Origin of the sequence: Streptomyces flavotricini, assembly GCF_020639365.1 — a bacterium.
In the GTDB taxonomy this organism is placed as follows: Bacteria; Actinomycetota; Actinomycetes; order Streptomycetales; family Streptomycetaceae; genus Streptomyces; species Streptomyces flavotricini.
The window spans coordinates 567173-591720 of sequence record NZ_JAINUL010000001.1 but is presented as its reverse complement, the minus strand read 5'-3'; the positions used below and the strand labels follow the sequence as shown (position 1 = coordinate 591720).

The following is a 24548-nucleotide window of genomic DNA, read 5'->3' as shown; positions in this document are numbered from 1 at the left end:
GCCGCGGACGAACGGACTCTCCCCGCCCGTCCCCACCGGGCACGGAGCACGATGTCGGTGGGGCGTCGCACAATTCTGATCATGGTTCACACGTTCCCCATGACCCTGCCCGCCTCACTGGTGGAGGCCCACCGCGTCGACTTGGCCTCCAAGCCCTCCGACGGCTGGGGCTTCGAGGTGTTCGACGTCGCGACGGCCGAGTCCGGTGACTCGTACGTATTGAGCGGGACGCGCCGGTACCGGGCATCGGATGCGCCGGTGGAGGATCCGGCGGAGCAGGCCTTCACGTACGGGATGATCACCCGGCACGCGCCGGACGGGTCTCCCGTCGACGTGGCCCTGTTCGCGCAGCCGCACCCGGACGGCTCCCCTTCGGAGATACCCGAGTTGGGGGAGATGACGCTCGCGGTGCTGCCCGACGGGCAGGTCGCCCTGAGCAGGAGGCCGGGCAGCACCTTCCTGCTCGCCGCCGACCTGAGCCGGGTCACGCGGTCCTGTCGGATGCCGTTCGGCTGGTCCGTCGAGGAAGCCGGGCCGGGTGACCCGTACGCGGCCTCCCTCTCGGTCACCCCGTCGGGCAGGCTGCTGGCCGTGACCTCCGAATACGGGCTGAGCAACTGGGCGGGGTCACGGCCCAACATCGTCGCCGTCTCGGAGCCGGGAAGCGCCTTCGCTCCCGGGGAGAAGCCGCCGTTGGAGGCCATCGCCTCGCTCGACAACCGGGCCGACCGCCAGACCGACGCCCACCTGCGCCCCCACCTCCGCTTCCGGGGCTCGCCGGTCGGCGGCCCGAACCGGCCGTCGCCGTCACTCACGGAACTCGTCTCCTCCTACCGGGGGCGGCCCCACGACTACCACGACTGCTGGCTGGGCCGGCCCGTGCCGCTCGGCGACGAACTCTTCGTCGTGCCGGTCTTCAGCCGCATCCACCGGTCCGGTAACAGGGGCGGGGAGTTCACCTTCGCCCTGCTGGACGACCAGGGCCGGCTGACGGGCCGTCTGGAGGGTCTGCACCTCTACGAGGACAGCCCCTTCACCGGCTTCTGCTTCGGCCTCGCCGGCGACCCGTACCGGGGCCGCGCCTTCCACCTGAACCGCTACGGCCTCTACGCGTGGACCTCCGACGGACAGATGCGGGCCAGGCTCGCCACCGAGGACAAACCGTTCAAGGCGCTCATCCACTTCGCCCTCATGGGCTGCACGAGTGCCGGCGAGCTGCTGCTGCGGCACCGCAAGCAGAACCTGCTGCTGCGCCTGCCCGTACCGCAGGACCTGGGTGATCTGCCCGCGGCACTGGAGGACGCCCTACGGGCGTACGGGCCCCAGCGCACCGCGCTGAAGAAGCGGTACGCCCCGGTCGAGTGGCACTGGGCGGAGTCCTCGGCGAGGGTGCACCGGCTCTGAGCCCGCCCCCGGACCGCTACGAGCGGATCCGGCACGGTTCGACGAGAGCGGAGCCGTCTCAGGGGCCGTCGATGAGCCGCTGGAGGCCGGGGGCGTAGAGGTCCGCCAGGCGTTCGGGGCCTGCGTGGGAGCCGGCGCCGTCGGGGCGGTGCAGGCTCAGGGTGGCGCCGAGGCCCAGCAGCTGGCCGGCGATCAGCTCGGCCCGCAGCTGTGCGTCCGGCCCGGTCAGGCGGGCGGCCAGCCGGTCGGTGACCTGTTCGCGGAAGCGTTCGCGCAGCAGGGTGCGCTCGTCCTCGATGCCCAGGGAGAACACGACCCGCAGCAGTGGGTCCCCGCGGAAGCGGTCCCGTAGCCCGACCATGGTCAGGACCAGGTGCCGGCCGAGGACCGCCGGCGCGGCGGCGAACAGCTCGTCGGCGGCAGCCCGGAAGTCGGCGACCGTGTTGAACAGGGCTTCCTTGCTGCCGAAGCGTTTGACGATCAGCGAGGGGCTCACCCCGGCGTCGGCCGCGATGCCGCGCATCGTGACCTCGGCGTACGGACGCAGCGTGAACGCGCGGCGGGCGGCGCGGACGATGGCCTCGCGCCCGGTCTCGGCGCTCGCCTCCGTGCCCGCCTCACCGCCGCCTTCCCCACCGGACCCGTCGTCGGCCGCGACGGTCGCGGTGGTGAGGGGTTCCTCGGTGCTGCTCATGCGCTCTCCCGGGCGGCGGTCACGGACGCTGACACCGTGACCGTACCGCTGACGCGGCCGCGCTGCGGACCGGTGGCGCCTCCGGTGCGGTCCGACGGCAGGAACAGCGTGGCGACGAGGGCGGCGAGCGCGGTTCCCCCGGCGATCAGGAAGATGAGCAGGTAGGCGTGCAGGGTCGGCGCGGTGTGCCCGCCGACGACGAAGGTCACGTGGGCCAGGACGGCGGCCACCACGGCGCTGCAGCAGGCCTGGCCGACGGAGCGCATGAGGGTGTTGAGGCCGTTGGCCGCGGCCGTCTCGCTCACCGGTACGGCCCGCATGACGAGGGCGGGCAGCGCCGAGTACGCGATGGCTGTCCCGGAGGCCACCACCGTGGCACCGGCCACGATCAGCCAGAGGCTGTGGCTGGTGAAGAAGCGGACCGCATAGCCGACGGCCATGACGACGGCGGCCAGCGCGAGTGCGGTGCGCGGCCCGTGGGCGGCCGAGATCCGTGCCGAGACGGGGGAGAGGGCCACCATGGCCAGGCCTCCGGGCAGCAGGCACAGGCCGCTGACCACGATGGACGCGCCGAGGCCGTACCCGGTACTGGTGGGCTCCTGCACCATCTGCCCGGTGACCAGGGAGTTCGCGTAGAACGCGAAGCCGATCAGCAGGGCCGCCACGTTGGTGAGCAGGACGGCGGGCCGCGCGGAGACCCGCAGGTCGACCATGGGTGACACGGTGCGCAATTCGAACCAGCCCCACAACAGGCCCGCGGCCACGGAGGCGCCGAACAGGCCGAGCGTGCGCGGGGAGGTCCAGCCCCAGTCCGAGCCCTGGGTGATCGCGAGGAGCAGCCCGACGAGGGTGGCGGCCAGTCCCAGCGTGCCGGGGAGGTCGAAGCGGCCGCGGGCGCGCACGGGCGACTCGGGGACGATCCACAGCACCAACAGCAGATCGAGGACTCCGAGCGCCGCCGACGCCCAGAACATGGTGTGCCAGTCGAAGTTCTCCATGACGACCGCGGCCACGGGCAGGCCGACCGCCGCACCGATGCCGAGCGTCGAGCTCATGAGCGCTATCGCGGAGAGCACCCGGTCGGCGGGCAGCTCGTCGCGGATGATGCTGATGCCCAGGGGGATCACGGCGAGCGCCGCTCCCTGGAGGGCCCGGCCGGTGATCAGGACGCCGATGTCGGAGCTGACCGCGCACAGCACGGAGCCGACGCTGAGCACGCCCAGTGAGGCCAGCAGGACACGCCGTTTTCCGTACATGTCGCCGACGCGGCCGAGCACGGGGGTGAAGACCGCGCCGGTCAGCAGCGTGATGGTGACCAGCCAGCCCGCGGCGCCGGGGCTCGCCCCCGTCAGGTCGGGGACGTGCGGCAGCAGCGGGACCACGAGGGTCTGCATGACCGCGACGACCATGCCGCAGAAGGCGAGGACGGGCATGACGAGCCCGGGGTGACGGCTGCGGGGGGTGGCGGGTGCGGCGGAGGCGGCGGCGTCGTCGGGGGTCGGCGGACCGGGAGCGGGTAGCGCGGGGGGCATGCTGCTCCAGGGGTGCGAAGGGGTGCGAAGGGGTGCGAAGGGGGGCGGGACAGCGGGACACGCAGGGGTGCACAATCGTTCACCCTCAGGGTAAACGATTGTGCACCCCCTTGTCCGCCGTGGAGTCGCCGGCCCGGCCGGTGGTTCGTGTCGCCGACCTGGGGTCATTGGTCCAGACCTATTGACGGGGCTTGTCGGCGCTCCTACGATCCGGTCCGGCGCAGCCCCACATGTCCCCCCACCACACCCAGGCCGGGCGTCACTCCCCACGCATGGTCATGTCCATGACACCCGGTCGGGAAGGGAGCACACCATGTTCCGTCGAAGGTCGCGTACCCCGCGCGCGTCGGGCGATTTCCCCCCGCGTTCCGATCCGGGCCGGTCCGGCCGGTCCGGCCGGACCCAGCACGAACGGGCCGTCCTGAGGCGCGTTCTCGCCGGGGTCAGCGCGGCTGCCGTCATCGCCACCGGCCTCGCGGTGGCCGGCTCCGTCACGGCCGGGGCCGTCACCGCCAACCTGGTCGCCAACGCCGGCTTCGAGAACGGGCTGGCCGACTGGACGTGCCCCGGCGGCGTCGCCGCGGCCGTCGCCAGTCCGGTCCGCTCCGGCGCCTCCGCGCTCAAGGCGACGCCGACCGGTCAGGACACCGCCCAGTGCACCCAGACCGTCAGCGTGCAGCCCAACTCGCAGTACGCATTGAGCGCGTACGTCCAGGGCAGCTACGTCTACCTGGGCGTCACCGGCAGCGGCATCACCGGCGCCCCGTCCACGTGGACGCCGAGCAGCCCGTCGTACGGCCGGCTCGACGTGGGCTTCACCACCGGGCCGGGCACCACCTCGGTCACCGTCTACCTGCACGGCTGGTACGGGCAGCCCGCGTACTACGCGGACGACGTGTCGCTCAGCGGCCCAGGCGGCCCAGGCCCCACACCGACCGCCACGCCGCCGACGACCGCCCCGCCGACCACTGCCCCGCCCACCACCCCGCCGCCGACCACTGCCCCGCCGACCACTGCCCCGCCCACCACCCCGCCGGGTGACACCTGCCCCACGAAGCCCAGGCCCGCGGGCAAAGTCCTCCAGGGCTACTGGGAGAACTGGGACGGCGCCTCCAACGGAGTCCACCCCGGCATGGGCTGGATCCCCATCACGGACAGCCGGATCGCCGCGCACGGGTACAACGTCATCAACGCCGCCTTCCCGGTGATCCTCTCGGACGGCACCGTCCTGTGGCAGGACGGCATGGACGCCGGGGTCAAGGTCTCGACCCCCGCCGAGATGTGCCAGGCCAAGGCGGCCGGGGCGACGCTCCTGATGTCGATCGGCGGAGCCGCCGCCGGCATCGACCTGAGCTCCGGCGCCGTCGCCGACAAGTTCGTGGCGACCGTCGTCCCGATCCTCAAGAAGTACAACTTCGACGGCATCGACATCGACATCGAGACCGGGCTGTCCGGAAGCGGCAACATCAACACGCTGTCCGCCTCCCAGTCCAACCTGATCCGCATCATCGACGGCGTCCTCGCGCAGATGCCGGCCGGTTTCGGGCTCACGATGGCCCCCGAAACCGCGTACGTCACCGGTGGGAGCGTCACCTACGGGTCGATCTGGGGGGCCTACCTGCCGATCATCAAGAAGTACGCCGACAACGGCCGCCTGTGGTGGCTGAACATGCAGTACTACAACGGCAGCATGTACGGCTGCTCCGGCGACTCCTACCAGGCCGGTACGGTCCAGGGCTTCACCGCGCAGACCACGTGCCTGAACAACGGCCTGACCATCCAGGGCACCACCGTCAAGGTGCCCTACGACAAGCAGGTGCCCGGTCTGCCCGCCCAGCCCGGCGCCGGCGGCGGCCACATGGCGCCGAGCCTGGTCGGCCAGTCGTGGAACGCCTACGGCGGGTCGTTGAAGGGGCTCATGACCTGGTCGATCAACTGGGACGGCTCGAAGGGCTGGACCTTCGGCGACAACGTCAAGTCCCTGCAGAACCGATGATCTCCCGCTGACCACTCGCACCCGGGCGCACCGCCCGGGTGCGGGCGGCCCGGTCGCCCGGGTCGGCCCCGTCAGGCCGCGGCCGCGGGTCGCCGGGTCTCGCCCCGCGGCCGATACTGAAGGTCACGGTGCGTGGAGGCGACATGCGTGAACCGGAGCAGCGGGGCCCGGGGCCGTCCTCGGCTTCGGCCTCCGTCAGCGACACGGCAGCGGTCGTCCTTGACGCCGCGGGCCTGGTCCTCGCCCGTTCGCAGCGGGCCGCGACGCTGCTGGAATGCCTGCCGGGCCGGACCTGCGCGCCCCTGCTGCGGATCCTGCCGCGAGCCGGAACGGATACGGGGCCGACCGGCCACCAGATCACCATTGCGGACGGAGGCCATGAGGCGCGCAAGGTCCCCCTGGCCTGCACGGTCGTCCCGCTCACGGCTCACGCTCCGGACGGCTCCGGCGGTGGAGCACGGTGGCTCGTCCTGATCACCCCGGCCGAAACGGCGGTGGAGGCGGCAGAGCGCGATGCGCGCAAACGCCGGGCGGGGCTCTCCCAGGCCGCCGCCGCGGGCATCGTCACCTCCCTGGACGTGATCGAGATGGCCCAGACCCTGGCGAATCTGCTCGTCCCCGATTTCGCCGACCTGGCGACCGTGGACATCGCCGAGAAGGTGCTGGTGGGCGACGAGCCCCAGCACCTCGACACCAGCGGTGACGTGCGCCTGCGCCGGACGGCTGCCGCCCAGAGCCCGGAGATCTCCGCCGAGGAACTCCTGGCGGTGGGAGAGGCGCTCCCTCCCGTGACGGACAGTACGCTGATGCGCCCCCTCATGAAGGGGCTGCCCGTGCTGGTGCCGGACGTGGGCGTCCTGCACGCGGAGCTGGGCGTGGATCCGGACGCCCTGCCGCTGTTCGTGCCGGGCGGAGCCCACTCCTCCATTGCGATGCCGCTCTACGCACGAGGCCTGATCCTCGGCTGCGTCACGGTCTGGCGCAGCCAGTTGCCCACCGCATTCGGCGAGGAGGACGCCGCGCTGCTGCAGGACGTCGTCTCCAGGGCGGCACTCGGCGTGGACAACGCGCGCCGTTACACCAAGGAACACCGGTCGGCCTTGGCCCTGCAGCGAAGCCTGCTGCCGCGCTCCGCCCTGAACGTGGCCGCCGCGGACACGGCGGGGGTGTATCAGCCGGCGGGCGGCGGTGTGGGAGTCGGCGGGGACTGGTTCGACGTGATCCCCCTGCCGTCGTTGCGGGTGGCGTTCGTCGTCGGGGACGTCGTCGGACACGGACTCGAGGCCACGGCGGCCATGGCGCGGCTGCGGACCGCGGTGCAGACCCTGGCCGACCTCGACCTGGATCCGGGTGAGCTGCTCACGCACCTCGACGACCTGGTGCTCGGCTTCTCCGACGAGCAGATGACGGGCGAGTCCCGCGCGGAGCGGCCCGGGGGGCGCTCGGAGCCGGCGGTGCTCGGAGCGACCTGCCTGTACGTCGTCTACGACCCGGTGACGGGGCGGTGTGCCGCTGCCGCCGCGGGACATCCGCCACCGGTCCTGCTGCCGGCGGACGGCGAGCCGGTCTTCCTCGGCGTGACACCGGGACCTCCGCTGGGGGTGGGCGGAGTGCCGTTCGAGGTGACGGAGTTCGGCGTCGAGTCCGGCAGCCTGCTCGCGCTCTTCACGGACGGACTCGTGGAGAGCCGCGGGGGCGACATCGAGGAGGGGATGGAGAGGCTGAGGAGTTCGCTCGCCGGAGCCGACCCGAGCCGGCCACTCGACGAGATCAGCCAGAGCGTCTTCGACGGCGTGCGGCCCCAAGAGCCCGTCGACGACGGCGCCCTGCTGCTCGCCCGTATCCACGCACTCTCCTGCGATCAGGTCGCCGAGTGGGAACTCGAACCGGATCTGTCCCTCGTCGCCCGTGCCCGCGAGCTGGTCGTGGGCCGGCTGTCCGACTGGCAGTTGGACGAACTCGGCTTCGTGACCGAACTCGTCGCCAGCGAACTCGTCACGAACGCGATCCGCTACGCGGGCGGCCCGGTCGGGCTCCGGCTGATCCGCGACCGGCGGGTCCTCGTCTGCGAGGTGTCCGACCCCAGCAGCACTCACCCGCGCCTGCGCCGTGCACGGGAAACGGACGAAGGCGGGCGGGGACTGTTCCTCGTGGCCCAGCTCGCCGACCGCTGGGGCTGCCGCTTCACCAGTACCGGAAAGACCATCTGGACGGAGCAGCCCATAGGCGGGCCGGTCGTCTAGACGACCGGACGTCTGCCGGTGACCCGGCCCGGTCGGGGCGGCTGCCGGCACCCGACGACGCCCGCGTCCGGTCCGACCTGGAGAATGCCGCGGTATGAACTCTCAGTCACTGTGGGGCCGTTCGGACGGACCGCTCCGCGCCGTACGGGGTTACCCGCGGCGAGCGCCGCTGACCCTCGCCTATGTCTGCCTGCTCCTGGCCGGCCACGTATGGGTCGGCCACGTGCTGTCCGCCGATCGGGCGGCCATGGTGTTGGGGCACGTCAGCACCAACCTGGACAACCTGCGGGACCATCCGGTTACCGCGCTGCTCGGCAGCGCGCTGTTCTTCGACGGAACCCTCACGGACGTCACCTCGACCGACTTCGTGGGTACCGTGATCACCTTCGGCCTCGGCGTCTGCTGCTTCCTGGCCTGGGCGGAGCACCGGTGGGGCAAGCGGCGTGCCGTGGCCGTGTTCCTCGGCGGACATGTCGCGGCCACCCTGCTCACCGCCGTCGTCATCACCATCGCGCTGCAGCACGACTGGTACCCGACGGTCGTGCGGCAGTCCTTGGACTACGGGGTCAGTTACGGAGCCCAGACCGTGCTGGCGTTCGGCACGCTCGCCCTGCCGCGCCGGGGCCGGCTCCCTTGGGCCGTCTTCGTTCTCGCATGGCCCCTCGGTGGTGCCGACTGGACCGGGGGGCCGCTGCCGGACTTCACCACGATCGGCCACCTCACGGCGGCGGCCCTCGGCTTCGGGCTGGCGGGTGTTCCGGCTTTCAGGCGGCAACGGGTCCGCGCCACCGGGGCGCCCTCAGCCGCGGGCGGCTCCGGGCCGATCCGAGCCACCGCTCCGCAACCGCAGTCACCGGTGGCCGGAGCGAAGACACCCCCGTCGGTCTGAGCTCCGGCGACGTGGCGGGCGAGGACCCGGAGCGTGTCCGGGACGCCCTGCTCCGGGGGAGGAAGGCGTCCCGCCGCGCAGGACCTCAGCGGCCGCGTCCCCGCTGGATCTCGAAGTGGTCGATCCGCTGGCCCGTCTCGGCCAGCGCGCTGACCTTCAGCTTCGGTGACCGGCCCGTCTCGACCTCGACCGCGAGGAAGGAGTAGTTGGTGTACCGCACCCGCGACCACTCCACCGTCTCGGTGGCCTTCGAACCGCCCTTGACCCACCGGTAGGACTCGACTCCGTCGCGGTCCGCGACATGACCCTCGTACGAGTCCGGCACCGGGAAGCTGTACAGCGAACGCCCCGCCGCGCCGGCCGTGACGTACACGATCCCGTCCCGCGTGGGATCGGTGCGCTCGCCGATGGGGACCTTCCGGCCGACCTTGTTGCCCTTGATCGCGTCGGTCCGCTCGTACACGTGGTTGTGGCCGTTGATGACCAGGTCCACCTGGTGCTTCTCGAACAGCGGCACCCACACGTCGCGCACCCCGCCGTCCGAGGCGTGCGCGCTGGTGGTGGAGAACGCGCAGTGGTGGAAGAACACCACGACGAAGTCCACGTCGCGGTGGTGGCGCAGTTCGCCCAGCCGCCGGTCCAGCCACGCGGTCTGCTTTCCGCCGCTGATCCCGAAGTTGGCGGGGATCTCGTACGAGACGTCGTTCGCGTCGAGCGCCACGACCCCGACGTTGCCGTGCACGAACGAGTACACGCCGGGCTGGTTGACCGGGTCCGGGCCGTTGTCGGGCAGGGACCAGCGGGCGTTCTGGCCGCCGTAGCCCTGGGGCGAGTACCAGGCCTCCATGTCGTGGTTGCCGGTCGTCACCATCCACGGGACGGTCTTGGCCACCGTCTCCGTCTGGGCCAGGAACTGGTCCCAGGCCCGCGCGTCGTAGGTGTCGCCGGCGGTGCCCGCACCGGAGGAGTCGGCGTAGCAGATGTCGCCCGCGTGCAGGTGGAAGGCCGGGTTCTGGGCCAGCAGCACCGCGTCGTTGCCGAGCGCGTGGTAGCTCACGCCCTGGTCGCCGAAGGCGGTGAAGGTGAAGTTCTCGGCGCGCGAGGGGGCGGTGGTGAAGGTGCCGAGCGTGCCCAGGTTGCGGTGGTCGGCGGGGTCGAAGCCGTCGTGTCCGACACCGTAGTAGTAGGTCTGGCCGGGCTTCAGCCGGTCCAGGCCCACGTGCAGGTAGAACTGCTCGGCCGCGGCGATCTTGCCGCCGTTCAGGACCGGGGTGCTCAGGTGCCGGACCTCCGCGTCGATCTTCACGCTCAGCGCCCAGGGGCTGGTGCCCACGCGCAGGTACGGCTTCTTCACCGCGAACGGCACCTGCCAGGACACCCGCATCTGCGTCTTCGGGTCGGCGCCGTACTGCAAGTGCCGTGCGAACGGCGCGGCCAGCGCACCGTCGACACCGCGCCGCTCGGTGGAGGTCAGCACGGCCGGAGCCGCGTACGCGGGCGAGGCCGCGCCGACGCCCAGGCCGACGCCGGCGACGGCCGCGGTCACCGCACCCGCGCGCAGGGCGCCGCGCCGGGTGAACCTCGCACGCAGGTAGTCGTGCTGCTCGGCCGTGCTCATCCGGGAGGCGAGCTTCTGGGGGATACCGAAATCGGGAAGGTCCATGGCTGCAAACCTCATCGTCCGAGACGACGCGCAGTTCGCCGAGAGGTGAACGGACGGGGGCGTAACCTCCATGAGGATCCCCGGAATCACCCATCTTCGCGCCATCCCGGACCGAGGAGCGGGGCGGGCGGCGGTCCTGCCGGGAGACGCGCGCGGGCGTTCGGCGGAATCTCCTCCGGTCGAAGTCGGCGGAGGCTCGACCATCGTCGTTCTCGCCGCCGGGGGATCCACAGGGCGTACGGGTGCTTTCGGTTCCGTGGCGCGGTCCGGACCGGCCCGCCGCCGGTCGGGGACCGGCGCCGTGACAGTCCGAGAAGACAGGGGAGATCTTCTTGAGACGCCGGGGACGTCGTGGGGCTCTCGCCGGACGAGAGCCGCAGCGGCCATCTCGTGCGGTGGGGCGCCGACGGCCGGGCGACCGTACTGAGCCGCCCCCCCCGGGGCGGAGGGGGGTGTGGCCACCGCGATCAACGATCGCGGCACGGTGGTCGGTCAGGCGACCGACGGGGCCGGGGGCGTGGCGGGGCGTCCGTGCCGCACGTGGCAAGAAGTGGCGCGCCGTCGTCTGGCGGTAGCGGCCTCCGGTCCGTCGCGCCCGGCCCCGCCGCGCGCCCCGCCGTCGGCCTGGTCCGGGTCAGCTCCCGCGGTGCGGTCCGAGGTCGTGGAGGACTGCCTCCAGGTCCTGGGCGGTCAGGGCCGGGGCGGGCAGCGGGGTGGCGGGACGGGTCCCCGCCCGCAGGGCGTCGAGGAACAGGGACAGCTGGCGGCGCCATGCGTGCGGGGGCCCGGCGGCCGCCAGGGAGGGGACGGCGCGGCCGAGCGTGGCCAGGCTCAGCAGCAGGTCCTCGACGGTGACGTCGGCGCGCATCGTGCCGTCGCGCTGCGCGCGGTCCATCAGCAGCGCGATCGTCCCGTGGTTGTGGGCGTGGACGGCGTCCAGCGAGGTGACGCCCTCGATGGCCGTGGTCATCAGGTCGTTGGCGCCGCGGTCGGTGGCCAGCACCGTGAAGACCGCCTCCAGGTACTCGGCCAGTCCCGTCCAGGCGTCCGCCGCGCCGCGGGCCGCCTCGCCGGCGTCGACGGTCCCCTGGAGGGAGTCCTGGAACACGGCGTCGATCAGGGCGGCCCGGGTGGGGAAGTGCCGGTAGAGGGTGGCGTTCCCGACGCCCGCGCGGCGGGCGATCTCGTCGAGCGGGGCGTCCAGCCCCTGGGCCGCGAAGGCCTTGCGCGCGGCGGCCAGGAGCAGCTCGCGGTTGCGCCGTGCGTCACGCCGTACCGGCGCGGGCCGTTCCGTGGCCGGGGTCAATGTCCGCTCCTGGCGTTGCCGGTGACGTGCGTACGGGAGGTACGCGCATCCGTACCGGAGATCCGTGTCCGGTACGGATGCTAGCGCCACCGCGGGCGGTGTCACGCGTCCAGGCGCCTCGACCACCTCACGGGAAGCGCGGCCACGCCCCTGAGCATGGCGCCCGGGCGCCGTACGAGGGATTCGGGCGCGACGTCCAGGGCGAAGTCCGGCAGCCGCCGCAGCAGCGCCCGCAGGGCGGTCCGTCCTTCGAGGCGGGCGAGCGGGGCGCCGAGGCAGTGGTGGATGCCGTGGCCGAACGCGAGGTGTCCCTGCGCGGGGCGCCGGACGTCGAAGCGGTCGGGGTCGGGGAAGTGCCCGGGGTCGCGGGAGGCGGCGGCCAGGGAGAGCATCACGCTGTCGCCCGCGGGGATGCGCACCCCGGCGATCTCCACGGGCTCGGCGGCGTGCCGGAAGGCCGCGGCGGTGACGGGGCCGTCGTAGCGGAGCGCCTCCTCGACGGCGCCGTCGATCAGGCGCGGGTCGGCGCGCAGCGCGGCGAGCTGGTCCGGGTGGCGCAGCAGGGCCAGGACCGCGCTGGAGATGAGGTTGACGGTGGTCTCGTGTCCCGCGACGAGCAGGAGGAAGGCCATGCCGAGGAGTTCCTCGGGGGAGAGCCCGTCCTGCTCGATGGAGGCCTGGACCAGGGCGCTCATCAGGTCGGTGCCGGGCTCATCGGCCTTGGCGGCGATGAGGGCGGCGAAGTACGCGCTCATCTCGCCGGCGGCGGCGCCCGCCGCGGCGGGTGAGGACGGCGCCACGAGCTCGGTCGACCAGGCGTGGAAGTGGTGCTGGTCCGCGAGGGGGACGCCGAGCAGTTCGCAGATGACGGTGAGCGGCAGCGGGAGGGCGTAGCCGGCGACCAGATCGGCGGCCCCGGCCGGCGGCAGGGCGTCGAGGAGCCCGTCGGCGATCCGCTGGACGCGGGGCCGCATCGCCTCGATGCGTCCGGCGGTGAACTCGCGTGCGACCAGGGCGCGCAGACGCGTGTGCCGGGGGGCGTCGGTCTGCAGCATGTTCAGCCCGATGGCGTTGCCGCCGTCGCTGTCCCACGTCGCGGAGTGCCGTATGTCGTTGCACAGCCGGGGGTCCGTCAGGGCGGCGCGCACCTCGTCGCGCCCGAGGACGAGCCACACGTCCCCGCTCCCGGGCACGTGGACGCGGTGGACGAGTCCCTTCTCGCGCAGGGCGGCGTAGACGGGGTAGGGGTCGGCGGCGAAGTCGGCTTCCGCGGGGGCGAGTTCGTCGAGCGTCGGGGCGGGCATGGCGGTTCCCTTCCTCCTCGAATGAAACGGGGACCAGTCCCCGTTTTCTCGTCGGGAACGTTACCCCATGGAACGGGGATCCGCGTCGGTCGGCATTCGGGACGTGGTCGGGCCCCGCGGCGGGTTTCACCAGGTGGCGTACAGGACCCGCGGTGAGCGGTGGATGAGCGTGGGCCGCATCCGCGGCCCCGGGCGGCTGGGGTCCAGTCGCAGTTCCGGCATGCGGCGGAGGAACAGATCGAGTGTCAGGCGGAGCTGTTCGCGGGCCAGTCGGGAGCCGGGGCAGCCGTGGGGGCCGTACCCGAAGGCGAGGTGCTGCCGGCTCCCGGTCCGGGTGATGTCGAACTCCCCCGCCCGCTCGTACCGTTCCTCGTCGCGGTTGGCCGAGCCGTACGCCACCATCACGGTGGCCCCCGCGGGCAGTTCCGTCCCGGCGAGGGTCACCGGCCGGGTGGTGGTCCGCCGGAATGCCTGGATGGCGGTGTCGTGGCGGGCGGCCTCCTCCACCGCCGCCGGGACCAGGGACGGATCGGCGCGGAGCATCCGCCACTGCCGCCGGTCGTCGCCGAGCAGGTGCATCAGTGTCGTGCCGATGAGGGCGCTCGTGGTGAGGAACCCGGCGATCAGCAGGTTCTGCAGGTTCGTCACCAGTTCGTGGCGCTGTTCGAGAGTGAGCTCGGCGTCGCCGGGGGCGAGGGCGGCCACCATGGCCGAGCACATGTCGTCGCGGGGGCGGGCGCGCCGGTCGCGGACGTACTCGTCGAGCAGGTGCTGGAGGGCGACCACGTCCTCGGCCGCGGCCGCCTGCCCCTCGGGCGGCAGCGGGCGGAACAGCAGTTCCTCGGCCCGGTAGCCGCCGTGCACCGCGGCGGGCACGTCGGCGGGGTCCAGCCCGATCAGCCGTCCGACCACCATCCCGGGCAACCGCCGGGCGTACGCCTCCACCAGCTCGGCGGACCCGTCCGCCGCGAAGCCGTCCACCAACTCCCCCGCACGCGCACGGGCGTACGGCAGCAGGGCCGCCACCCGTGCGGCGGACAACCCCCGGTTCAACGGGGCCCGGAGCCGCCGGTGGGCCTCGGCGTCGCTGGACACGACGGTGGGGCGGGGTCCGAACCCCCGGGGCAGGACGCCGAGCGCCGCCTCCGAGAGCGGGATGTCCGGCAGCAGTGAGTTGGCCGAGGAGAAGTCCGCCGCGCGCAGCAGCACTTCCCGTACGTCCCGGTCGCGAGCCACCAGCCACGCGTCGAACTCGGGTACGTACAGCAGCCCCTCGGTCCGGCGGGCGCGGTCGTAGAGCGGATAGGGGTCGCGGTACAGCTCGTCACGGAGCGCCTGGTCGTCCTGCCGTGCCACTGGGACCTCCGGATCACGGTCGGGACCGGGCGGGGGTCACGGCCGCGGGTGACCTCCGGTGCGCCGGGTCATCCTGCCCGGAAGGGGACCGGCCCGGTAGAGCGCGTGGGAGGGCGGCAAACGATAAAGGCAAGGAGAGCCCTCTCCTTGCCACTCTCAACTTATAGCGCGTCGGGGGGCTTGCCGCAAGACCCCCGTCACGGCGCACAATCGTCGGTCGGTGGCCCGAGACGCCGGCCTGCCTGCGGAAACGCGGGGGCCGTGCGGGGGCAGAGGTTCGACGGAGTGGGAGGCGCCGGTGATCCGGTCGCTCGACGCAGTGCAACGGAGCAGGGCTGCCTGGGAGGTGTCGCAGTGATGGAGCGGTACGTGCTGGGTCTTCAGGACGTCGACGAGACGCGGCTCGCGGCCGTCGGCGGCAAGGGCGCGCATCTGGGCGGGCTGTCGCGGATCGAAGGCGTCCGGGTCCCGGCGGGCTTCTGCGTGACGACGGACGGCTTCCGGCGGATCATGGCGGACGCACCGTCGATCGGCGATCTGCTCGATGAGCTGTCCCGTGTGGACCCGGACGACCGGGAGGCGGTCCGCACGCTCAGCGCACGGATCCGGCGGACCATCGAAGGCACTCCCGTACCGGGTGACCTCGCGTCGGCGATCACCGGCGCGCTCGGCAGGCTCGGCGAGCAGGCCGCCTACGCCGTCCGGTCCAGCGCGACGGCGGAGGACCTGCCGACGGCCTCCTTCGCCGGCCAGCAGGACACGTACCTGAACGTCGTGGGTCCGGCGGAGGTCCTGCGGCACGTGAGCCGGTGCTGGGCCTCGCTCTTCACCGAGCGGGCCGTGACGTACCGCCGCAGGAACGGCATCGACCACCGTACGGTCCACATGGCCGTGGTCGTGCAGAGGATGGCGTTCCCGCAGGCGTCCGGCATCCTGTTCACGGCCGACCCCGTCACGGGCAACCGGAAGGTCGCCACCGTGGACGCCGGCTTCGGCCTGGGCGAGGCCCTGGTCTCCGGCCTGGTGAACCCGGACGTCTTCAAGGTGCGGGACGGCGAGGTCGTCACCAAGGTGATCGCCGCCAAGCAGCGCGAGGTGACGGCCCTGCCGGACGGCGGTACGCGGGAGGTGGCGATCGACGCGCGGCGGCAGGAGCAGCCCTCGCTGACGGACGCGCAGGCCGTGCGGCTCGTGGGGCTCGGGCGGCGGATCGAAGCGCACTTCGGCCGCCCGCAGGACATCGAATGGTGCCTGGTCGACGACGAGTTCCAGATCGTGCAGAGCCGGCCGGTCACGACGCTGTTCCCCGTCCCGGAGAGCGGCGACCGGGAGAACCACGTCTACGTCTCCGTCGGCCACGGGCAGATGATGACCGACCCCATGAAGCCCCTGGGGTACTCCATGTGGCAGCTGACGGCCATGGTGGCGATGCACGAGGCCGGCGGACGGCTGTTCGTCGACGTCACCCGGCGCCTGGCCTCGCCCGCGAGCCGGGCCGGGCTCCTGGACGCCATGGGGAAGGGCGACCCGCTGATCAAGGACGCTCTGGAGACCGTCCTCGAGCGCGACGACTTCGTCCCGCTGCTCGCTGACGCGGCTCCCGGCGGGCCGCCGGCCGGCGGTGCGTCCGCCCCGGTCGAGACCGATCCGGCGATCGTCACCGGGCTGATCGAGCGCAGCAGGAGGTCCATCGCCGCCCTGGAGCGCGAGATCCGTACGAAGAGCGGACCGGCACTGTTCGACTTCCTGCGGGAGGCCTTCGAGGAGCACCGGCGAGTGCTCAGTGATCCGCTGAGCATCCAGGCGATCATGGCGGGGATGGAGGCCACGTGGTGGCTGAACGACAAGCTTCAGGAGTGGCTGGGCGAGAAGAACGCGGCTGACACGCTGACGCTGTCCGCCCCCGACAACATCACGTCCGAGATGGGGCTGGCGCTGCTCGACGTCGCGGACGTGATCCGGCCGTGGCCGGAGGTGGTGGCGTTCCTGCAGGGCGCAGGCGACGAGGACTTCCCGGACGGGCTGGCGAAGGTCCCGGGCGGCGCCGCAGCGCGCGATGCCGTCGAGGCCTACCTCGACCGGTACGGCATGCGCTGCGTCGGCGAGATCGACATCACGCGGCCGCGGTGGCGCGAGCGGCCGAGCACGATCGTGCCCGTGATCCTCGACAACGTGAGGAACTTCGAGCCGGGCGCCGCCGGGCGGCGCTTCGAGCAGGGGCGGCAGAAGGCGCAGCAGAAGGAACGCGAGGTACTGTCACGCCTTCGCGACCTGCCGGACGGGCAGCGGAAGGCGGACGAGGCCAAGCGGATGATCGACCGGGTCAGGACCTTCATCGGGTACCGGGAGTACCCGAAGTACGGCATCATCAGCCGCTACTTCATCTACAAGCGGGCCCTGATGGAGGAGGCCGAGCGCCTCGTGCGGGCGGGCGTGATCCCGGAGAAGGAGGACGTCTTCTACCTCACCTTCCAGGAATTCGACGACGTCGTGCGCGCGCACCGGCTGGACGACCCCCAGCTCGTCCAGCGGCGCAAGGACGCGTTCCGGGCGCACCACGCGCTCACACCGCCCCGGGTGCTCACCTCGGACGGCGAAGCCCTCACCGGGGCGTACCGGCGCGACGACGCGCCGGCCGGGGCCCTGATCGGCGTACCGGTCTCCGCCGGGACCGTCGAAGGACGGGCCCGCGTCATCCTCGACATGGCGGACGCCGATCTCGAAGAGGGCGACATCCTGGTCACGCCCTTCACGGACCCCAGCTGGTCTCCCCTGTTCGTCGGGATCGCCGGCCTGGTGACGGAGGTGGGCGGCCTGATGACCCACGGCGCGGTGATCGCCCGGGAGTACGGTCTGCCGGCCGTCGTGGGCGTGGAGCGGGCCACCCGGCTGATCCGGGACGGGCAGCGGATCCGCGTCCACGGAACCGACGGGTACATCGAACTCCTGCCCTGACCGACGGGATCCCGGTGAAGCTGGAGGGCTCCTTCTTCTGCGCGACCTCGATCACGAGCGCGACGATCTCCGCCCGGTACGCGGTCCACGACACGACGGACCCGAACCGCGTCATCACCGTCGACCCCGGCCTGACGCGACGCCGCCGTCGGCACGGCCGGTCCGCCGCCATGTGCGTCGGGCCGGCCGGCGGCTACCGGCTACCGGCTGAGCGACTTGAGCGCCGCCGGGTCGTACGGCTCCAGCTCGTCGAAGCGGTTGCCCAGGACCTTCGCCGCCCACTGCGGGTCCTGGAGCAGCGCGCGGCCGACGGCGACCATGTCGAACTCGTCGCGTTCCATGCGGTCCAGGAGGTTGTCGATGTCGCCGAGCGCCGCACCCTCGCCGGCGAAGGCGCGGATGAAGTCGCCGTCGAGGCCGACCGAGCCGACGGTGATGGCCGGCCGGCCGGTGAGCTTCTTGGTCCAGCCCGCCAGGTTCAGGTCCGAGCCCTCGAACTCCGGGAGCCAGTAGCGCCGGGTGGAGGCGTGGAACGCGTCGACGCCCGCCGCCGCCAGCGGGCTCAGGATCGCCTCCAGCTCTTCCGGGGTCTGTGCGAGCCGGGCGTCGTAGGCCTCCTGCTTCCACTGCGAGTAGCGGAAGATCACCGGGAAGTCGGCCGCGACGCGCTCGCGCACCGCGGCCACGATCTCCGCGGCGAACTTGGTGCGGGCCACCGCGTCGCCGCCGTAGTCGTCGGTGCGGCGGTTGGTCCGCTCCCACAGGAACTGGTCGAGCAGGTAGCCGTGGGCGCCGTGCAGTTCGACGCCGTCGAAACCGATCCGCTCGGCCTGCGCGGCGGCGTCGGCGAACGCGCCGATGACCTCGTCGAGATCGGCCCGGGTCATCGCCCTGCCGGTCCCCTCGGTGCCGTCGACGCGGATGCCGGAGGGGCCGACGGCGGGCGCGTCGGCGTACGGTGCCTCGCCCTGCTTGCGCACCATGCCTATGTGCCACAGCTGGGGCACGATCGTGCCGCCCGCCTCGTGCACGGCCGCGGCGACCTTCGCCCACCCCGCCAGCTGGTCCTCGCCGTGGAACCGCGGCACCCGGTCGCTCTGCCCGGCGGACTCGTGGCCGACGTAGGTGCCCTCGGTGACGATCAGGCCCACGCCCGCGGCGGCCCGGCTGGCGTAGTACGCCCGCACGTCCTCGCCGGGCACGCCGCCGGGGGAGAACATCCGCGTCATCGGAGCCATCGCGATGCGGTTGGGGACGGTCAGGCCGTTCAGCGTGACGGGCCGTGACAGGATCTCGGCCGCGCGGGAGGCGGTGGACGTGGTGAGGGTCATGCGGGTCCTCCGGGTTGAGGCGTGGCTCGTCGCGGTGACAACGAGAAGTGCATAATACACATGCTATGTATCATGCATATTGCCGCGACCGGCCCCCGCGCGGGGCGTCCGCAATAATGGAGCGCCGGAAGGAGCGGGAGGCGCAGTGTTGGAGAAACTGGAGCGGGAGCTGATGCTGCTCTCGCGGCACCAGGTGCTTGCCCGGCGTGAGCGCGACCCCGAGCGCCTGGAGCGGTCGGCGTACCTGCTGCTCAGCCGGATCGACACGCAAGGCCCCATGTCCATCGGACAGTTGGCGGAGGCCTTCGGGCTCGACACCTCGACCGTGAACCGGCAGACCGCCGCACTGCTGCGCTGCGGCCTGGCCGAGCGCGTCGCGGACCCGGACGGCGGCATGGCCCGCAAGCTGCGCATCACCGCCGAAGGCGGGCGCCGGCTCGCCGCAGACCGCGAGGTCAATCAGTCCTGCCTGGCCAGGGTCGTCGCCAACTGGTCCCCTGAGGAGGTGCGAGAGCTGGAGGACGTCCTGGTCCGGCTCAACCGCAGCGCCGAGGCCCTCGAAGGGCGGTACTGGCCGCGCACGGAGGAGGACGACGGCCGCGCCGCGTGCCACCCGCCGGTCCCGCGGGAATCCGCACCGCGCGCCACGTAGGACCCATCGGAAATCACCTGGCCTCGTGGACCTTCGGTGAACCGCACGCCTGGCCGACACCGGAGCTCCTGCCCGCCGAGGTCCGCGGCGCCATCGACGAGCTGAACGGCCGCCCCGACCCGACCGGCCGCTGCCTCGCCGCGGTGGACGCCTTCATGGGCGACCGGACGGAGGACGACCGGGCCGCTGCCCTGGCGGCCGACCTGGCCATCCCCGAGACGATGCGCCACTACGCGCTCGGCGACATGGACCGCAAGGCCGGACAAGGAGAGGCCGGAGCCTGTTCCCGGAGGTGCGGGATCGCGGCCGGGCCGTTGCTGGCCCGGCCGCGATCCCGCACCCGATCTCACGCGGAGGGCGCGACTTCCACGCTGTAGACGAGGAACCGGTGGTCGGAGAGGTTCTTCTGGCCCTCCGGGGCCGTCGGCTCGACGAAGCAGGACCGCGGCTTCAGGTTGCTGAAGAGGTAGTCGAGCTTGGTGTTGCTGGAATGAGTGGCGGTGCCGGTGCGGCCCGGGAAGTTCTTCTGGTCGCACTCCTTGAACGCGGAGTACAGGTCCGCGGGCTTCCACACCTTGGCGTACTTCGCGCCGGCGTCGGGCGGCAGGGTGTTGAAGTCGCCGCCGAACACCACCTTGGGGGAGTCCTCGACGATGTCGGAGACCGCGAGCTGGTAGTCGTCGCGGTAGTCGAGGCCGGGATAGTCGGGGTCCTCCTCGCTCAGCTCGCGCGGGCTGTGCACGGCGCACAGCCGGACCTCGAAGTAGTCGGCGGTCGCACAGTGGAAGGGCGGGACCAGCGCCGTACTCGGCTGCACCACCGGGTACTTGAGCGGGGCCGACAGGCCCGCCTTGACCACGATGGCGGTGCCGACGTCGTCGTTCGGGTCCAGCGGCTCGCTGGTGCCCGGCTTGGTCTCGCACGGGCTGACCGTGGTGATGACACCCCTCTGCGACCAGTGGTACGGCTGGAAGCTGACGCTCCACGCCGGGCCGAGCTCGGCGGTCAGCTTCCGCAAGGTGCTCTGGCAGACCTCCTGCAGCAGCATGGCCTGCACGTACCGCTGTTGGACCTGCTGCTTCAGCAGTGCGACCTTGGCGTCGGTCTGCCGCTCCGCGCATCCGCCCCACCGCACGACGTCGCACATGTTCCAGCTCAGCACCTGCAGGTTGGTCCCGGCCGGCGGGGTCGCGGCCACGCTCGCCCCGGGCCCCACCCCGAGCACCACCAGCGCGGCCCCCGCCGCGGCCCCCGCCGCGGCCCCCAAGAACTTGCGCATGACTGCTCTCCCCACAACCCGGCCCGTCGGGCCGATCCCACCGACAAAGATCGAAACTCCGCGCAACGCGTTCCCCGCGGTCAGCGGCAGGTCCGGCGGCAGGCGAAGCCCGGGGAAGAGCGTACGGCCGGAGCGGCAGGATCGGGACCGAGTCCGTACTCGACGGCGACGTCAGGAACGCGGGAGTCGACCGCTGCCGGGCCCCTGGCCGCACGGCATCTCGTCGAGCACCGGGCCGGAGTGGGGGCGAGGGCACTGCCTGGTCGTCCTGCGGGGAGGACCGGACGGTCCCCGTAGGGTCCGTCCGGCCCAGGCGGACCAGCCGTCGGCCGCGTGACAGTGGCATCAGACCCGCACCACGGGACCGGGGAGCACCCGCCGTGAGCCAGGTAGCCGGGGACGGCTGAGACCGCCGCTGCCACCGCCGCCACGTCGCCGGTGGGCTCAGTACGGCCAGGACCAGTCCGCGACCTCCGGCAGGTCGGTGCCGTGCTCGCGGATCCAGCCGTGGTGGCGGATGCGCTGGTCGGCCATGGCCTGGCGCAGTCCCTCGGCGGGGCCGGCCAGGCCCGGGACGCGGTCGATGACGTCCATGACGAGCCGGTACCGGTCGAGGTCGTTGCGCACGACCATGTCGAAGGGGGTGGTCGTCGTGCCGGACTCCTTGTACCCGCGTACGTGCAGCTGGGAGTGGCCGGTGCGGCGGTAGGCGAGGCGGTGGATCAGCCATGGATAGCCGTGGTAAGCGAAGATCACCGGCTTGTCGGTGGTGAACAGGGCGTCGTACTCCGTGTCCGTCATGCCGTGCGGGTGTTCCTCGTGGGGCATCAGCCGGGCGATGTCGACCACGTTGACGACCCGGACGGCCAGTTCGGGGAGGTGCTCGCGCAGGAGGGCCGTGGCGGCGAGGACCTCCGTGGTGGGCACGTCCCCGGCGCAGGCGAGGACGACGTCGGGATCGCGGGAGCCGTGGTCGGTCCCCGCCCACTCCCAGATGCCGGCGCCCCGCGCGACGTGGGCCCGGGCCTCGTCGACGGACAGCCAGTCGAAGGAGGGCTGCTTCCCGGCGACGATGACATTGACCTGGTCGCGGCTGCGCAGGGCGTGATCGGCCACGGCGAGGAGGGTGTTGGCGTCCGGCGGCAGGTAGACCCGTACGACCTCGGGGCACTTGTTGAGCACGTGGTCGACGAAGCCCGGGTCCTGGTGGGAGAAGCCGTTGTTGTCCTGGCGCCAGACGTGCGAGGTGAGAAGGTAGTTGAGGGAGGCGATCGGTGCCCGCCAGGACAGCTCGCGCGAGGTCTTCAGCCACTTGATGTGCTGGCCGACCATGGAGTCGACGATGTGGGCGAAGGCCTCGTAGGTGGAGAAGAATCCGTGGCGGCCGGTGAGGAGGTACCCCTCCAGCCAGCCCTGGCAGACGTGTTCGGACAGGATCTCCATGACGCGGCCGTCCCGCGACAGGTTCGTGTCCGTGGCCTCGGTCAGCGCCTGCCAGGCTTTGCCGGTGACTTCGTACAGGTCGTCCAGCCGGTTCGAGGCGGTCTCGTCCGGACCGACGACCCTGAAGTCCCGCCGCTCGGCGGTGTCGCGCATGATCTGGCTGAGGAGGCGTCCGAGGACCCGCGTCGGTTCGTGGAGGCTGCTGCCCGGCTTGTCGACGGGGACGGCGTACGCACCGAGGGCCGGCAGCGGAAGCGGCCGCAGCAGCCGGCCGCCGTTCGCGTACGGGACGGCGCCCAGGCGGCGCTCACCCCGCGGGACCCATGCGAGAACCTCCTCGGAGGGCCGCCCGTCGGTGTCGAAGAGCTCCTCCGGCCGGTACGAGCGCAGCCAGGTCTCCAGCTGCTTCAGGTGCCCGGGGTCCTCGCGCACTCCTGCGAGCGGCACCTGGTGGGCGCGCCAGGTGCCCTCGACCGGATCACCGTCGACGGTCGCGGGTCCGGTCCAGCCCTTGGGGGTGCGCAGCACGATCACCGGCCAGTGCGCGTACTCCCGGCCCGGACCGGTGCCCGCCGTCCGTGCCTCGCGCTGGATGGCCGCGATGCGGTCCAGGGCCTCGTCCATCGCGCGGGCCATGGCCCGGTGGACCAGGGCGGGGTCGCTGCCGCTCACGTAGAGCGGGTCGTGGCCGTATCCGCGCAGCAGCGAGTCGAGCTCGGCCTCGGGGATGCGCGACAGCACCGTCGGGTTGGCGATCTTGTAGCCGTTCAGGTGCAGGATCGGCAGGACCGCGCCGTCGTGGACCGGGTCGAGGAACTTGTTGGAGTGCCAGGACGCGGCCAGCGGCCCCGTTTCGGCCTCGCCGTCACCGATGACGCAGGCGACCAGCAGGTCGGGGTGGTCGAAGGCGGCTCCGTAGGCGTGGGCGAGGGAGTATCCGAGCTCGCCGCCTTCATGGACCGAGCCGGGCGTCTCGGGGGCCACGTGACTCGGTACGCCGCCGGGGAAGGAGAACTGCCGGAAGAGCGCGCGCATGCCGGTCGCGTCCCGCGTGATGTCCGGGTAGGTCTCGGTGTACGTGCCCTCCAGCCAGGAGTTGGCGAGGACGGCGGGACCGCCGTGGCCCGGACCCCAGACGCACAGGGCGTCCAGCGAGCGGTCCTTGATCACGCGGTTGAGGTGGGTGTGGACGAGGTTCAGCCCGGGGGAGGTGCCCCAGTGGCCGAGCAGCCGCGGCTTGATGTGCTCCGGCCGCAGCGGCTCGGTGAGGAGGGGGTTGTCCATGAGGTAGATCTGGCCGACCGCCAGATAGTTGGCGGCGCGCCAGTGCGCGTCGAGCTCCGTGATGGGGTACGAGGTCATGCCCGCTCCTGAGTGCGACGGTCCGGGATTTTCGTCGACTGAGCCGATCCCTCCACACTGCCCTCCCCGAGTCGGCGCCGCGAGGGGATGACCGGCCCTGGGGGAGGGACCGTTGGGCCCTGTGTGCCACGGCGCCCGGCCGGGAGTCCGCGAGTGGGTGATGGAGGCGCACGCGGTGAAGCTGACGGTGAGGTCGGTGCCGGCGTCTCGACACACCCGTGTGACACGCGGGGCACCCTTGCGCGCGGGCGCGTGCCGTGCCCGACTTGATCGCAGCACTGGACGGCGAAAGGGACGGTGGCGGCGATGAGTCTCAAGAGGGCGGTCTACGAGCGAGAGCTGCTGCGGCTGCAGACGGAGCTGGTCAAGGTCCAGGAGTGGACGCGTGCGGAAGGCGCCCGCCTGGTCGTCGTCTTCGAGGGCCGTGACGCCGCGGGCAAGGGAGGCACGATCAAGCGCGTCGCCGAGCACCTGAACCCCCGTGTCGCGCGCATCGCAGCCCTGCCCACACCGACCGGGCGGGAGCGTACCCAGTGGTACTTCCAGCGGTACGTCGAGCACCTGCCCGCCGCCGGAGAGATCGTCCTCTTCGACCGCAGCTGGTACAACCGCGCCGGAGTGGAGCACGTCATGGGCTTCTGCACACCCGCCGAGCACCAGCTCTTCCTGCGGCAGTGCCCGATGTTCGAGCGGATGCTGGTCGAGGACGGGATCTTGCTCCGCAAGTACTGGTTCTCCGTCAGCGACGCGGTGCAGGAGGAGCGGTTCCGGCGCCGCTCGGAGGACCCGCTGCGCCGGTGGAAACTCTCCCCGATGGATCTGGAGTCCCTCACTCGCTGGGAGGCGTACTCGCGGGCCAAGGACGAGATGCTCGTCCACACGGACACGGCCGACGCCCCCTGGTACGTGGTCGAGAGCGACGACAAGCGCAGCGCGCGGCTGAACATGATGGCCCACTTGCTCTCTTCGATTCCCTACGAGGACGTGGCCGCACCGTCGCTGACCTTGCCGCCGAGGCCGCCGTCCACGGGCTACCAGCGTCCGTCCAAGGACCTGCAGACCGCCGTACCCGACCATGCGGCCACCCTCGGGAAGGACTGAACCGCGACGGACGCCGGCGGGGTCCACTCCCGGATTTC

Annotated in this window: 16 protein-coding genes and 2 pseudogenes; 9 read left to right on the top strand and 9 right to left on the bottom strand. The window is 72.2% G+C overall.

Annotated elements, in window-relative coordinates; translation table 11 throughout:
• Window positions 1-81: 81 nt before the first annotated feature.
• A complete protein-coding gene (locus K7B10_RS03000) occupies window positions 82-1404 on the top strand; it encodes a hypothetical protein (protein ID WP_229334388.1) in 1323 nt (440 codons plus the stop codon).
• Between the two features lie 58 nt (window positions 1405-1462).
• Here K7B10_RS03000 and K7B10_RS02995 read toward each other — a convergent pair whose 3' ends face one another.
• Together K7B10_RS02995 and K7B10_RS02990 are read right to left on the bottom strand one after the other, a co-directional pair.
• Window positions 1463-2098 carry a TetR/AcrR family transcriptional regulator gene (locus tag K7B10_RS02995; protein WP_229334387.1) on the bottom strand — a complete coding sequence of 212 codons (636 nt, stop codon included), beginning with the start codon at window positions 2096-2098 and terminating at the stop codon, window positions 1463-1465.
• On the bottom strand, window positions 2095-3630 hold the full coding sequence (locus tag K7B10_RS02990; RefSeq protein ID WP_372481356.1) for an MFS transporter: 1536 nt from the start codon (window positions 3628-3630) through the stop codon (window positions 2095-2097). The genes K7B10_RS02995 and K7B10_RS02990 overlap by 4 nt, the downstream gene beginning before the upstream one ends.
• Window positions 3631-3943: 313 nt before the next feature.
• Here K7B10_RS02990 and K7B10_RS02985 point away from each other — a divergent pair.
• From K7B10_RS02985 to K7B10_RS02970, 4 genes and pseudogenes are all read left to right on the top strand, one after another.
• Window positions 3944-4483, top strand: a pseudogene (locus K7B10_RS02985) (carbohydrate binding domain-containing protein); the annotation flags it as partial.
• Window positions 4484-4525: 42 nt separating this feature from the next.
• Complete coding sequence (locus tag K7B10_RS02980; protein WP_372481530.1) at window positions 4526-5626, top strand: chitinase; 1101 nt, start codon at window positions 4526-4528, stop codon at window positions 5624-5626.
• A 143-nt stretch (window positions 5627-5769) separates the two neighbouring features.
• Window positions 5770-7869 carry an ATP-binding SpoIIE family protein phosphatase gene (locus K7B10_RS02975; protein ID WP_229334386.1) on the top strand — a complete coding sequence of 700 codons (2100 nt, stop codon included), beginning with the start codon at window positions 5770-5772 and terminating at the stop codon, window positions 7867-7869.
• A 94-nt stretch (window positions 7870-7963) separates the two neighbouring features.
• The gene (locus K7B10_RS02970) at window positions 7964-8758 is read left to right on the top strand and encodes a rhomboid-like protein (protein ID WP_229334385.1); all 795 of its coding nucleotides are present in this window, start codon (window positions 7964-7966) and stop codon (window positions 8756-8758) included.
• 85 nt (window positions 8759-8843) lie between these two features.
• Here the strand turns inward: K7B10_RS02970 and K7B10_RS02965 are convergent, their stop codons facing one another.
• From K7B10_RS02965 to K7B10_RS02950, 4 genes are all read right to left on the bottom strand, one after another.
• Entirely contained in the window at window positions 8844-10421 is a 1578-nt protein-coding gene (locus tag K7B10_RS02965) for a purple acid phosphatase family protein (protein ID WP_229334384.1), read from the bottom strand.
• Between the two features lie 634 nt (window positions 10422-11055).
• Window positions 11056-11727 carry a TetR/AcrR family transcriptional regulator gene (locus tag K7B10_RS02960; protein WP_229334383.1) on the bottom strand — a complete coding sequence of 224 codons (672 nt, stop codon included), beginning with the start codon at window positions 11725-11727 and terminating at the stop codon, window positions 11056-11058.
• 101 nt (window positions 11728-11828) lie between these two features.
• Window positions 11829-13031 carry a cytochrome P450 family protein gene (locus K7B10_RS02955; protein WP_229334382.1) on the bottom strand — a complete coding sequence of 401 codons (1203 nt, stop codon included), beginning with the start codon at window positions 13029-13031 and terminating at the stop codon, window positions 11829-11831.
• A gap of 126 nt (window positions 13032-13157) precedes the next feature.
• Complete coding sequence (locus K7B10_RS02950; RefSeq protein WP_229334381.1) at window positions 13158-14387, bottom strand: cytochrome P450; 1230 nt, start codon at window positions 14385-14387, stop codon at window positions 13158-13160.
• A gap of 354 nt (window positions 14388-14741) precedes the next feature.
• Here K7B10_RS02950 and rph point away from each other — a divergent pair, with 354 nt between their 5' ends.
• Entirely contained in the window at window positions 14742-17342 is a 2601-nt protein-coding gene (gene rph, locus K7B10_RS02945) for a rifamycin-inactivating phosphotransferase (protein WP_229334380.1), read from the top strand.
• 200 nt (window positions 17343-17542) lie between these two features.
• On the opposite strand, the gene K7B10_RS02940 is transcribed toward rph, so the two are convergent.
• Window positions 17543-18673 (bottom strand): NADH:flavin oxidoreductase, encoded by a 1131-nt coding sequence (locus K7B10_RS02940; RefSeq protein ID WP_229334379.1) that lies wholly within the window; start codon window positions 18671-18673, stop codon window positions 17543-17545.
• A gap of 172 nt (window positions 18674-18845) precedes the next feature.
• On the opposite strand from K7B10_RS02940, the gene K7B10_RS02935 reads away from it, so the two are divergent.
• On the top strand, window positions 18846-19325 hold the full coding sequence (locus tag K7B10_RS02935) for a MarR family winged helix-turn-helix transcriptional regulator (RefSeq protein WP_229344721.1): 480 nt from the start codon (window positions 18846-18848) through the stop codon (window positions 19323-19325).
• An 11-nt stretch (window positions 19326-19336) separates the two neighbouring features.
• Window positions 19337-19582 (top strand): annotated as a pseudogene (locus tag K7B10_RS41790) (DUF7639 domain-containing protein); the annotation flags it as partial.
• 89 nt (window positions 19583-19671) lie between these two features.
• Here the strand turns inward: K7B10_RS41790 and K7B10_RS02925 are convergent.
• Complete coding sequence (locus K7B10_RS02925) at window positions 19672-20604, bottom strand: endonuclease/exonuclease/phosphatase family protein (protein WP_229334378.1); 933 nt, start codon at window positions 20602-20604, stop codon at window positions 19672-19674.
• A 444-nt stretch (window positions 20605-21048) separates the two neighbouring features.
• Window positions 21049-23409, bottom strand: a complete 2361-nt coding sequence (locus K7B10_RS02920) for a phosphoketolase family protein (RefSeq protein ID WP_229334377.1) — start codon at window positions 23407-23409, stop codon at window positions 21049-21051.
• A gap of 306 nt (window positions 23410-23715) precedes the next feature.
• Here K7B10_RS02920 and ppk2 point away from each other — a divergent pair, with 306 nt between their 5' ends.
• Window positions 23716-24510 (top strand): polyphosphate kinase 2, encoded by a 795-nt coding sequence (gene ppk2 / locus K7B10_RS02915; RefSeq protein WP_229334376.1) that lies wholly within the window; start codon window positions 23716-23718, stop codon window positions 24508-24510.
• Window positions 24511-24548: the final 38 nt, after the last annotated feature.

Bases quoted from the DNA above. Each gene is read 5' to 3' on its own strand.
- ppk2 (WP_229334376.1), top strand. From the start codon at position 23,716: ATGAGTCTCAAGAGGGCGGTCTACGAGCGAGAGCTGCTGCGGCTGCAG.
- K7B10_RS02990 (WP_372481356.1), bottom strand. From the start codon at position 3,630: ATGCCCCCCGCGCTACCCGCTCCCGGTCCGCCGACCCCCGACGACGCC.
- K7B10_RS02940 (WP_229334379.1), bottom strand. From the start codon at position 18,673: ATGACCCTCACCACGTCCACCGCCTCCCGCGCGGCCGAGATCCTGTCA.
- K7B10_RS02995 (WP_229334387.1), bottom strand. From the start codon at position 2,098: ATGAGCAGCACCGAGGAACCCCTCACCACCGCGACCGTCGCGGCCGAC.
- K7B10_RS02925 (WP_229334378.1), bottom strand. From the start codon at position 20,604: ATGCGCAAGTTCTTGGGGGCCGCGGCGGGGGCCGCGGCGGGGGCCGCG.
- K7B10_RS02965 (WP_229334384.1), bottom strand. From the start codon at position 10,421: ATGGACCTTCCCGATTTCGGTATCCCCCAGAAGCTCGCCTCCCGGATG.
- K7B10_RS02975 (WP_229334386.1), top strand. From the start codon at position 5,770: ATGCGTGAACCGGAGCAGCGGGGCCCGGGGCCGTCCTCGGCTTCGGCC.
- K7B10_RS02920 (WP_229334377.1), bottom strand. From the start codon at position 23,409: ATGACCTCGTACCCCATCACGGAGCTCGACGCGCACTGGCGCGCCGCC.
- K7B10_RS03000 (WP_229334388.1), top strand. From the start codon at position 82: ATGGTTCACACGTTCCCCATGACCCTGCCCGCCTCACTGGTGGAGGCC.
- K7B10_RS02955 (WP_229334382.1), bottom strand. From the start codon at position 13,031: ATGCCCGCCCCGACGCTCGACGAACTCGCCCCCGCGGAAGCCGACTTC.
- K7B10_RS02935 (WP_229344721.1), top strand. From the start codon at position 18,846: ATGCTGCTCTCGCGGCACCAGGTGCTTGCCCGGCGTGAGCGCGACCCC.
- K7B10_RS02970 (WP_229334385.1), top strand. From the start codon at position 7,964: ATGAACTCTCAGTCACTGTGGGGCCGTTCGGACGGACCGCTCCGCGCC.